Here is a 10,219-nt window from a genome sequence, read left to right as displayed (position 1 = left end):
TAAGCCCGTGCTTCCTGCACAGGTCCGCCACCGGCACGCCGGCCTCCTGCTCGCGCAGGATCCCGATGATCTGCTCTTCCGTGAACCGTGATCGCTTCATTCGTCCGTCCTTGGGTCGGGCGGACTCTAGTTATTTTTGGAGGAGTTTCAGGGGGGCACGTCACTGCGGACGTAAGGTCAGCCCGGCGCATCTCGGTTTGCATAATTCGAATTCCGGTGCCCTTGGTCTCGGCGAAGTTCAGTTCGTGGAGCACTGCGGCAATGGTTGGGTTACGCGGCTCCGACCCTGGCTCGCCGAGGCGTTCACGCGCTTTGAGCGAGTAGCCGGAATTGGGGATTTCTAGCCGCGCGCTCGCCTTCCTCGGCGTCGCCGCGCTCAAAACCCGCGATCCATTCGAACACCACCTTGGAGGTCGCGTTGTTCCGAGCCATCTGCTTGTCCGTCAGCCAGAACAGGTCACTCATCGGCGGGGCCTTCATCGACAATGAATGAACCGGCACTCGCTCACGCAGGAATATTAATGTGTCCTGAGCCCAGAAAGCGCCTTCTCGCTATTTAGCGAAACTATACAATATTTTATAATTAAATGATATCAATAATTAGATTGACGAAAATAAAAATAATATTGTATTAATTTAAATAAAATAAATATTTGTAAATTAGGAGAGTTTTAGATTTTTGTTGGTTCTGTGATGGCCATCGAAAATGGTGGCCGCAAAAATGTCAGATGATTTTACCATTACGAAAGAATTAATCAAAAATGGTTTCAACGCCGACTCCTTTCAGAACATCATAGATGAATTGTATCTCTCTGGCGGCGGGAAAATTATTATTGAGGGTTCGATAAATTTAGATAAGACGGTTCATATTCGATCGGGCATCACCATTGAGGCTTCCCTGGATGATCAGGTGAGCATCATTGCGCCGAAGGATGGCTCAGCAGCCTTCGATGTCGTACCTGATGCATCTCATAGTGAGATGCGAGCTCATGATGTATTGATAAGCGGCATAAACTTCGTAGGCGATATCACTGCAGAAAATAGCAATGAAAGCCCGCTAATTGTGGTATGGCGCGCAGATAATGTAGAAATCGTCAAATCAACGTTTCGGGATACGAATGGAATAGGTCTCTTATTCTCAAATACAAACAATAGTGGTGTAAAAGAAAGTAGCTTTCTTAATATTGGTAACTATGCAGGAATTAGTGGCCTGCAATCAGATGCCAGGCAGGCCGTTGCATTTTGTGGAGATTATGTGGGATTTTCTAATAATTATGTTGTTGGAAGTAATTTTCAAGCCATCGGCCTCGATGCCATATCTTTTACTGAGCAAGAAAACTTCCTTGTTTCTAATAATATAGCGAGAAATTTAAATATTATTGAAAAATCTATCATATCCAAATGGACCGGCGCCGGCGCTGGAATATATGGCGCGAACTCTATAAGCGCCTATGTTTACAATAATGACATATCAATGTCTTCAGGAAATTCAATTGATCTTTTTGGTGTTCAAAATTCTATTGTTGTAGGGAACAGTATAGAAAATTCTGGTGCTTCGGGAATTTTGTTGGCAAATTCCTATCTTTCATATCTAATTGGAAATTATATTTATGCTGTAAATATATTGAATTGTTTCCCCCTGATCGCTAATTACACAATTGCCCATAGCATTGGTGGAGTTATCATTGATGATTTTTTGATTAATAAATATGATAATATTTTTGGGCAATTATATTTAACTGATTTTTATAATTCCAATGAATTAATTTCTATGTATAATTTACATGAAATTCTTTCAAAAATACAATCTGAGTTAATAAATCAGATTAATCCTGAAATTATTAAAGATAATCCTTATTTAGAAATGATGATCGGAGTTGGTTTTTATTACGAAAATTCTGTAGTTAAGCCAATAGCTTCGATTGCTGGCGCCTCCGTATTTTTGGGTTCGAAGGAAGGTAATACATACTTAATCAGTAGCTCGATCGACTTGGCCGTTGAGCTTTCCGACGGCGGCTACGACACGGCCTGGGTCTCGGCCAATGGCTGGACCATGTCCTATGGCGTGGAGGCGGGCCGCCTGATCGGCACCGCGACCGAACTGACGGGCAATGCGCTGGACAACGTGCTGGTCGCCAATGCCGATTTCGCCTCCGCCATCCATGGCGGCGGCGGCAATGACGAGATCTGGGGCAGCAACCAGAACGGCGACGTGCTGGACGGCGGCGCAGGCGACGACGTGCTGCGCGGCGGCTCGGGCGTCACCACCTTCATCGGTGGTGAGGGCAACGACCAGTTCGTTGTGAACAACGTCAACTCCGTCATCGTCGAGAAGGCGGGCGAAGGCATCGATACCGCCTGGGTCAGCGCCGATGGCTGGCATGTCTCGGATAATGTCGAGATCGTCCGCCTGTTCGGCGCGGCGCACAGCGTGGTGCTGGGCACGAGCGGCGCGCAGGTGGTGGCCAATGCCTCCGGCAGCACAATCACGGCCCAGGCCGGCGACAACGTGTTCTGGGGCCAGGGCGGCAACGACGTCTTCATCGGCGGCGCGGGCAACGACATCTTCTACTCCGGCACCGGGGTGACGCAGATGTTCGGCGGCGCGGGCAACGACCACTTCATCATCAAGAACGCGGCCGATACCGTGGTCGAGAACGCCAATGGCGGCTACGACACCGCCTGGCTTGAGGTGAGCGGCTGGACGGTCGCCGAGAATGTCGAGGTCGCCTACCTCTCGGGCACCGCGAACAGCATCACGGGCAATGCCAGCGGCACCAACCTGGTGGCCAACAGCACCATGGCCTCCGCGCTGACGGCGGGCACGGGCTTCACCATCTTCTGGGGTTCCAACTACGGGGACACGATGAAGATCGGTGCGGGCGGCGGCAATGTGTACGGCTATGGCGGCGCCGACACCTTCGAGTTCGGCCCGCATTGGGGCCTGACCCAGGTGGCCGACTTCAACCACGCCGAGGGCGACAAGCTGGACTTCTCGGCCAGCGGGCTGTCCATGGCGGACCTGAACGTTACCAACTACAGCGACAAGACGCTGATCGAGCACAATGGCGAGCAGATCATCCTGTATGGGGTGACCAGCCTGCAGGCGAGCGACTTCGTGTTCTAGGCTGACGACTCGATTACGAGAGCCAGAAACAAGCTGTTGCGACGATTGCAATGGTGGAGAGGAAGTTCCTGGCGAGGCGGTCATACCGTGTGGCGAAGCATCGCCAATCCTTCATGCGGCCGAACATTCGCTCGATGAGGTTGCGCCTGCGGTAGGCGGGCCGATTGAGCGGATAGGGTCGGCGCCGGGTGCCATTGGAAGGGATGACCACCCCTGTCCCCTGGGCCTCGAGGGGCTGGCGCAGATGATCGACATCGTAGGCCTTATCGGCGAGGAGGCGCCGAGGGGTTGCGATACCGCCAAGCAAGGTGGCAGCAACGCTGATATCAGCGATGTTGCCAGGGGTCAGAACGAAGGCGAGCGGTCGGCCTTGAGCATTGGCCACAGCGTGGACCTTGCTGGTCCGCCCGCCACGTGGCCTGCTGCCGGTTTGATGGACGTTCAGTTTAGCCTGTTTGCGCCATCTGCTCGAACTCCATAGGGCTGATGTAGCCGATGGCTGAGTGTCGCCGTTTGGGATTGTAGAAGCGCTCGATGTAGTCAAACACGTCCGCCCTGGCGTCGTCGCGGGTGCGATAGACTTTGCGGGCGATGCGCTCGGTCTTCAGCGATGAGAAGAAGCTCTCCATCGCGGCGTTGTCCCACACGTTGCCGGACTTGCTCATCGAACAGGTGATGCCTTGGTCGGCCATCAGACGCTGGAACCCCTCGCTGGTGTATTGGCTTCCCTGATCCGAGTGATGGAGCAGGGCCTTCGGCTTGCCGCGGCGCCAGATCGCCATGACCAGGGCATCAGCGACGAGTTGCGCCGTCATGCTGGCGCTCATCGACCAGCCCACGACGCGGCGCGAGAACAGGTCGATGACGGCGGCAACATAGAGCCAGCCTTCGGCCGTCCAGATGTAGGTGAAGTCGGCCACCCATTTCTGGTTCGGACCTGGCGCCGCGAACTGGCAGTCGAGGATGTTGGCCGATGCTGCGCCTATCGCCCGCTCGCCCTTGTCCGGCGGCAGGCCATCGCGACATCGACGGCGAGAAGCGCCTGATCGGCCGCGCCGACATCCCCGAAGCTGTAGGCGCGGTGTTTGAGGTGCGCTGTTCGGGCGCAGCTCGACCATTGCGGAGCGCTTCATGGTCGGGGCTGTGACATCCTATCCCGCCGGCCGGGATGCTCCCTTGGTGGAGTGGGCGATCATTGCGAGCGAAGGCCAAATGGTCGAGTTACTGCCGGATTGGCAGGCCGCGATATAGTCTAAGCTCGCCCCTCCGGGCGCGATCGCTGCCGCACGATGCGGATCAGCAGCAGGGAAATAGCCTGCGTGCCGATCAGCCCAGCCGTGCTGGACAGCCCTCACCCCCGCCAGCACATGCGCATCGCTGATTGGGAGGTATTGCACGACGGCCGAGGATATGGACCCGCAGACTACGTCCTGGCCAAGGGCGAGCTGCGCTGGCGTGGCCGCCCCGTGCGGCCACAGGCCATCAGCCGCGCCGCCATCATGACGGTGGAAGGCGAGCACGACGACATCTGCGGATTCGGCCAGACCGTAGCCGCGCTGGACCTTTGCCGCAGCGTGCCGGTGACGATGCGCCACCACCATCTGCAGACCAGCGTCGGCCACTATGGCGTGTTCAGCGGCCGGTATTTCGCGCAATGATCTACCCGCGCGTGAGGGAGATGATCCAGACGAATCAGGGGTAAGTCGCTGATCTGGCGGGAAAAAGGGGAGAGCGCTGCCAGAGAGGATTGAACTCTGACAGTTGCCGCTGAAACCTAGGTAAAAGGCCGATCTCCGGGCGATTGCGATGGGGTGTTTGTAGCACTCCTTTGTAGCGCCCGGCTAGGATAAGCGGGCTCTGTCACTAGCCCACACCTTATCCATGAGCACCTTAGCAGCCTCAGAGTGCTTAACCTCCGCGTAGGTTGCACATCAGCGATATCTAAACGGGAATACATGCCAAGGGGCGCAACTTTTGGTTGCGCAACGAGACTCGAGGCGCTTCTATAGCTTCACCGAAATGTGAACAGAAGGGCGCACAAGTGGCTACTGTCCAGCAAAAAGCTGCGGCCATTGACGGCTTCAAGGAAGAAGTGGCCATCCGCGTAATTCTTCAGTACGCGGAAGAGGTTTTGGTGACGATGGGTCGGGACTACGAGGCGAAAGCGCTTCGGCATGTTTGGGAAGGGTTGCCACGCCAAGCCCCTCTTAGCTCCCGGCGGCTGTGCGCTAGTCTATCTAGTGACCGTGGAGATGATGAAGTCGCGACATAATGCCAGCATTGCCAATTGACGTGCTCCCCTGAATGTATCCACTCAGACGGAGAGCCCTCTGCATTGATGTCTGATGGTTGATGGGATGGCAACGGGGTTGGGGGCATGCCTCCAACCCCGTTGGCTACCTGCCGCTCCTGCGACCAGCGCAGGATTGAGGTCGAGGTCAGCTCCGTGCCGTTGTCGCTGACCACCGCCAGGGGCTTGCCGCGGAGCGCCATGATCGCGTCGAGCTCGCGCGCCACCCTCGCACCCGACAACGAGGTGTCCGCCACCAGCGCCAGGCATTCGCGCGTGAAGTCGTCCACCACGCAAAGGAGGCGGAACCGCCGACCACAACCCAGCGCGTCGGACACGAAGTCCAGAGACCAGCGTTGGTTCGCCCCCTGCCGCAGGCAAGCATCGTCAGCCCGGCTCGGCCGATACCGCGCCACCCGCCGGGCAATGCCGATCAGATCACACGCCCGACGCTCGCTCAGCCCGTGACACTCCCGGGCATGGGCGACCGCGCTCCGCTTTGCGCCGGGCATCACCATTTTTTTGTCGAGATGTCCTTGAGCACCGCGATGTCCAGCATCGCCTCCGCCAGGAGCTTCTTGAGCTTGGCGTTCTCGTCTTCCAGCGTCCGGAGCCGCTTGGCCTCAGTCACCTCAAGGCCGCCGAACTTGGCCTTCCATTTGTAGAAGGTCGCGCCGCTGATGCCGTGCCGGCGGCACACATCCGCCGTCGCCGCCCCAGCTTCCTGCTCTTTCAAAATCCCGATGATCTGCTCATCGCTGAATCTGCTGCGCTTCATTCGTCCGTCCCTCGTTGGATCGGACCCTACCGAAAAATGGCAACATCTCAGGGGAGCACGTCACCTAGAAAGCCCTTTTCTCGCTATCTAGGCCAGCCCCATAAATCTGTGCCCCAACATTAGGTGCCGATATTTTTGTCAGACAATCTGATTCATCCTAAGCTGAGAGTTTTCCATTTCCACTAAATGACAAATCAGCTATGTATACAGAGATGAGTGAAGAAATTTGTTGATTGCTGGACTCAACGCATTGCGATAGCAATTCTGCCTCCAACGGTACGGAGCATGCAACTTGATGAACCGATCCTCACCGATCAGCCTGCCTGATCTGGGCAGCGAAGTGCCGTATCCTGGCCCGCGTGACCTGGATGCTATCATCAAGATGTGGGGCGACATGAGTCGAGATGCGCGACGGATCGTCTACACCACGACGATGGCGATTGCAGCGCGTGAGGGCTTGATCGACCCCTCTCATAGCCTGCTACCAAAAGGCGGTAACTAGGCCCTTCCAGCAAGGCTTGCCCGCACCTGCCTGTATTCTTCACCGGGCTCTTCTGCACCTCCGCAACATCCCCAACAAACATCCGTAAACACCTTTGCTATCGGCACAATGTTCTCTCTGTGTTCCAATCCATGGTAGGCCTCCCAATGAACCGCGCCGTGTCTGCCGGAGGCATTGGGTTGTGAATCACGCTCCCATATCGATGTTATCCGCGGCAGCATAATACTGATCTTCGGCCTCGGCAGACGGGATGTTGCCGATGGGTTCGAGCAGGCGGCGGTGATTGAACCGCTCCGGGTTTGTCGGAGGCTCCAACTCCTGAGAGGCTGGAGCGATGACGAGCAAGACGACGAACAAGTTTTCGCCTGAGGTTCGCGAGCGGGCGGTGCGAATGGTGCTAGAGCATGAGGCAGAGCACCCGTCGCGCTGGGCGACGATCCTGTCGATTGCGGCCAAGATCGGTTGCACGGGCCAGACGCTGAACGAGTGGGTGAAACAGGCGGAGCGCGACACCGGCCGCCGGCCGGGCCCGACAACGGAGATGGCGGCGCGGCTCAAGGCCCTGGAGCGTGAGAACCGCGAGCTGCGGCAGGCGAACGAGATCCTGCGCAAGGCGTCGGCGTATTTCGCCCAGGCGGAGCTCGACCGCCGGTTCAAGCCATGATCGGCTTTATAGATGATCATCGCGACACATACGGGGTCGAGCCGATCTGCAAGATCCTGCCGATCGCCCCGTCGACTTATCGCGCGCAGGCGGCCCGGCGGCGTGATCCGGCGAGGCTTCCGGCCCGTACCAGGCGCGATGCCGCGCTGATGCCCGAGATCGAGCGCGTGTTCGAGGAGAACTTCCGCGTCTACGGCGTGCGCAAGGTCTGGCGGCAGTTGAAGCGCGAGGGCCATGACCTGGCGCGGTGCACCGTCGCGCGCCTGATGCGCAGCATGGGCCTGCAGGGGGTGATCCGCGGCAAGCCGGTCAGGACCACGATCAGCGACAAGGCCACCCCTTGCCCGTTGGACCACGTCAACCGGCAGTTCAAGGCGCCGCGCCCGAACGCGCTGTGGGTCTCCGACTTCACCTATGTCGCGACCTGGTCAGGGTTCGCCTACGTCGCCTTCATCATCGACGCCTATGCGCGGCGGATCGTCGGATGGCGCGTGTCGCGGACGGCGCATACGGGCTTCGTGCTGGATGCGCTGGAACAGGCCCTGCACGAGCGGCGCCCGCTTTATCGCGGCGGTCTCGTGCATCACAGCGACAGGGGCAGCCAGTACGTTTCCATCCACTACACCGAGCGCCTGGCGCAGGCGGGCATCGAGCCCTCCGTCGGCAGCGTCGGCGACAGCTACGACAACGCCTTGGCCGAGAGCATCAACGGTCTCTCCAAGGCAGAGGTCATTCACCGGAACGGCCCCTGGCGCTCGCTCGAGGCCGTGGAATTCGCCACCCTCGAATGGGTCGACTGGTTCAACCATCGGCGGCTGCTGGAGCCCATCGGCAACATCCCGCCCGCCGAGGCCGAAGCACTCTACTACGCGGCCCAGGAGAACCGGCTCCTGGCGGCGTTACTCATACCAATCAGCCTCCGGCAAACCCGGGGCGGTTCAGAGGCGTGCGCCTTGTTAATCATAGTTGCGGAACAGCTCCAGATAGCCCGCATGAAAAGGGGGAAGCCTCAGACTGCTCACTGGACGCACATCAGCTAACAAATTATTGATGCCAATCCGGATCAATTTCCTTGCCTGAATATGGAATGAACGAGCATTAATTTTCCAGAAGCGACGCTTTGATAGCGCTGCAACGTGGCTTCCGCCTTCGTCAATCCGAAAAACTCTACAGAGGTTGCATTTTGATCTTCACTTCTACGTGATAATCCGTAAACAATTTCAGTCAGATGGGCCCAATGAATGCACGATTCCAAAGGCTTCTGGTGACAAACGAACATCCCGTCGGAAATCGTGCCATTTATGCAACAGGCAATCACTCACATGTGAGTGATTATGCAACCGTAAGTTGCTTATTGCCGCCCGAGTCGCATGATCACGAGGCATCGACAGAAACGGGGTTGAGTAAGTGGTCCACCAGAATGATGGCTTCACGGAAGTCCAGCGCACCAAACAGTCAATCGTCGCCATGCTCCGCTATGCGGAAGAAGCTCTCACTGATCACGGACGGAGCTTTGAGGCAGCCGTCTTACGCCATGTTTGGGAAGGGCTGTGCTCCTCTCCCGATGGGCAGCAACAGTTCCACCAGAGCGAGAACAACATGCCGCTCTCCTCAACCCAAGGATAGTTGCGGGATTGCACGATTCCAGCCAGCTAGGTGCCCGCTTCACACTGGGGGTTGCAGCCCCCACTACTGGCCGTCGCAACCTATCGTCGGGCAACGGCTTAGAGATGCGGGAAACAAGACGCTAGAGGGCATGGAGTCCGCATCTTGAAGAACACGCCATTCGGCTTCGACATCAACCGCCCCGGCGCTGACGTGCCTAACCCAGGTCCTAAGGACTGGGAGAGGCTCATGGAGCTCTGGCATCAACTCGGAAGCCAAGGGCGGAAGGTCGTATATGTGACGGCGTTCTCAATCGCGGTGAAGCAAGGTGTGATCGAGCATGACGAGCCCATACTCCCGACAGGTGAATGAGAGCGTGATCTGCTGATGCGCTTGTCGTCACCTGATAAAATGGATGGATGAGCAGATCTAAGTTTGTGGGAACACGCATCGAGGAAACCACACTCGACGCGCTCGAAAAGGCAGCCAGGCAGACCGGATGCAACAAAGCCCAGTTGATGAACATCATCCTGGTGCGCTGGCAGACAGCCCGCGGCTACCTCGCCGAGGAAGGGCAAGAGGTGCTCCCGTGAAGGTCTATCGCGATATCGCTGGCGAGCAACGGCTTGTAGGCCGGGCGGACATTCCCGAAAGCGTCGGCGCAGTGTTCGAGGTGCCGCTATTCGGAGCTTCGTCCACAATTGCGGAGCGCTTCATCGTAGGGGCGGTCACATCATTCCTGGCTGGCCGAGACACACCCGTCGTGGAGCGGGCCATCATCGCCAGCGAAGGCCAGATGGTGGAGCTACTGCCGGGGTGGCAACCGCTGATGTAGTGGTGATGCGTGCTGAAACGACTTAACAATCGCGAGACAGCAGTATGAAACGCGTGCTCTTTGGGTTGCGTACAGAATGGCAAGATCGACTTTTCCAGGGCGCCTCCGATGCGGGTTGGACCGGGAGCATGGCACTTCTATCGGAAGCCAACCTGTGACGTGCCTCTGACGTGCCTCCCATTTCTCATCCAGCGATAACGAGAGTCCTGGGTTGATTTGAAGTGCTCCCCAAAACTAGGCCAGCGTGAGCTGGAAAATTCCGGGGTTAAGGCTCATCCCAGCGATGCCGCAGGGAGGCCGTTCATCAGCGATATCGGCGCCTTGTTGCCGAGTGCGCTGTGCGGGCGAACTTCGTTGTAGTCCCTGCGCCAAGCCTCCAGTTTCGCCCGCGCGTCGTCAAGGCTCATGAACCAGTGCG

General features: G+C 57.3%; 9 protein-coding genes, 5 pseudogenes and 1 other annotated feature. Of the genes and pseudogenes, 6 read left to right on the top strand and 8 right to left on the bottom strand.

Going from position 1 to position 10,219, the window contains the following annotated elements:
* From EOD42_RS26220 to EOD42_RS26110, 3 genes and pseudogenes are all read right to left on the bottom strand, one after another.
* On the bottom strand, positions 1 to 100 hold a 100-nt coding region (locus EOD42_RS26220; RefSeq protein WP_164867849.1), incomplete at its 3' end, for a transposase.
* A 124-nt stretch (positions 101 to 224) separates the two neighbouring features.
* Positions 225 to 380, bottom strand: a pseudogene (locus EOD42_RS26715) (hypothetical protein); the annotation flags it as partial.
* Positions 304 to 465: a hypothetical protein gene (locus EOD42_RS26110; RefSeq protein ID WP_164868124.1), complete on the bottom strand. Its 162-nt coding sequence runs from the start codon at positions 463 to 465 to the stop codon at positions 304 to 306. The pseudogene EOD42_RS26715 and the gene EOD42_RS26110, both read right to left, overlap by 77 nt.
* Before the next feature lie 1,525 nt (positions 466 to 1,990).
* On the opposite strand from EOD42_RS26110, the gene EOD42_RS25420 reads away from it, so the two are divergent.
* Positions 1,991 to 3,127 (top strand): calcium-binding protein, encoded by a 1,137-nt coding sequence (locus EOD42_RS25420; protein WP_127790413.1) that lies wholly within the window; start codon positions 1,991 to 1,993, stop codon positions 3,125 to 3,127.
* A gap of 13 nt (positions 3,128 to 3,140) precedes the next feature.
* Here EOD42_RS25420 and EOD42_RS25415 read toward each other — a convergent pair whose 3' ends face one another.
* Entirely contained in the window at positions 3,141 to 3,671 is a 531-nt protein-coding gene (locus EOD42_RS25415; RefSeq protein ID WP_127790412.1) for an IS5 family transposase, read from the bottom strand.
* A pseudogene (locus EOD42_RS25410) lies at positions 3,574 to 4,149 on the bottom strand (IS3 family transposase); the annotation flags it as partial. The gene EOD42_RS25415 and the pseudogene EOD42_RS25410, both read right to left, overlap by 98 nt.
* 297 nt (positions 4,150 to 4,446) lie before the next feature.
* Here EOD42_RS25410 and EOD42_RS25405 point away from each other — a divergent pair.
* Complete coding sequence (locus EOD42_RS25405) at positions 4,447 to 4,785, top strand: hypothetical protein (protein ID WP_240655297.1); 339 nt, start codon at positions 4,447 to 4,449, stop codon at positions 4,783 to 4,785.
* 739 nt (positions 4,786 to 5,524) lie between these two features.
* On the opposite strand, the pseudogene EOD42_RS25400 reads toward EOD42_RS25405, so the two are convergent.
* A pseudogene (locus EOD42_RS25400) lies at positions 5,525 to 6,195 on the bottom strand (transposase); the annotation flags it as partial.
* A 292-nt stretch (positions 6,196 to 6,487) separates the two neighbouring features.
* Here EOD42_RS25400 and EOD42_RS25395 point away from each other — a divergent pair.
* The gene (locus tag EOD42_RS25395; RefSeq protein WP_127790411.1) at positions 6,488 to 6,697 is read left to right on the top strand and encodes a hypothetical protein; all 210 of its coding nucleotides are present in this window, start codon (positions 6,488 to 6,490) and stop codon (positions 6,695 to 6,697) included.
* 186 nt (positions 6,698 to 6,883) lie between these two features.
* Here EOD42_RS25395 and EOD42_RS26710 read toward each other — a convergent pair.
* A pseudogene (locus tag EOD42_RS26710) lies at positions 6,884 to 7,015 on the bottom strand (IS3 family transposase); the annotation flags it as partial.
* A 16-nt stretch (positions 7,016 to 7,031) separates the two neighbouring features.
* Here EOD42_RS26710 and EOD42_RS25390 point away from each other — a divergent pair.
* The 3 genes and pseudogenes from EOD42_RS25390 to EOD42_RS25385 all read left to right on the top strand — a co-directional run.
* Positions 7,032 to 8,260, top strand: a pseudogene (locus EOD42_RS25390) (IS3 family transposase); the annotation flags it as partial.
* Positions 7,316 to 7,432: a sequence feature (AL1L pseudoknot), on the top strand. Its footprint overlaps the pseudogene before it by 117 nt.
* A gap of 1,125 nt (positions 8,261 to 9,385) precedes the next feature.
* Positions 9,386 to 9,559 carry a hypothetical protein gene (locus tag EOD42_RS26105; RefSeq protein ID WP_164868123.1) on the top strand — a complete coding sequence of 58 codons (174 nt, stop codon included), beginning with the start codon at positions 9,386 to 9,388 and terminating at the stop codon, positions 9,557 to 9,559.
* Positions 9,556 to 9,801, top strand: coding sequence for a hypothetical protein (locus tag EOD42_RS25385; protein WP_127790410.1), 246 nt, complete (start codon positions 9,556 to 9,558; stop codon positions 9,799 to 9,801). Before EOD42_RS26105 ends, EOD42_RS25385 begins: the two co-directional genes overlap by 4 nt.
* A gap of 272 nt (positions 9,802 to 10,073) precedes the next feature.
* Here EOD42_RS25385 and EOD42_RS25380 read toward each other — a convergent pair.
* Positions 10,074 to 10,219, bottom strand: a 146-nt coding sequence (locus EOD42_RS25380) for an integrase core domain-containing protein (protein WP_164868122.1), incomplete at its 5' end; no start/stop codon positions are given.

The sequence above is a fragment of the Rhodovarius crocodyli genome (genome assembly GCF_004005855.1).
Taxonomy (GTDB): domain Bacteria; phylum Pseudomonadota; class Alphaproteobacteria; order Acetobacterales; family Acetobacteraceae; genus Rhodovarius; species Rhodovarius crocodyli.
The sequence above is the reverse complement of the archived record's forward strand: the minus strand, read 5'-3'. Positions and strand labels throughout refer to the sequence as shown.

Excerpts from the sequence above, each read along its gene's own strand:
- EOD42_RS26105 (WP_164868123.1), top strand. The coding sequence starts at position 9,386 with ATGAGCAGATCTAAGTTTGTGGGAACACGCATCGAGGAAACCACACTC.
- EOD42_RS26110 (WP_164868124.1), bottom strand. The coding sequence starts at position 465 with ATGAGTGACCTGTTCTGGCTGACGGACAAGCAGATGGCTCGGAACAAC.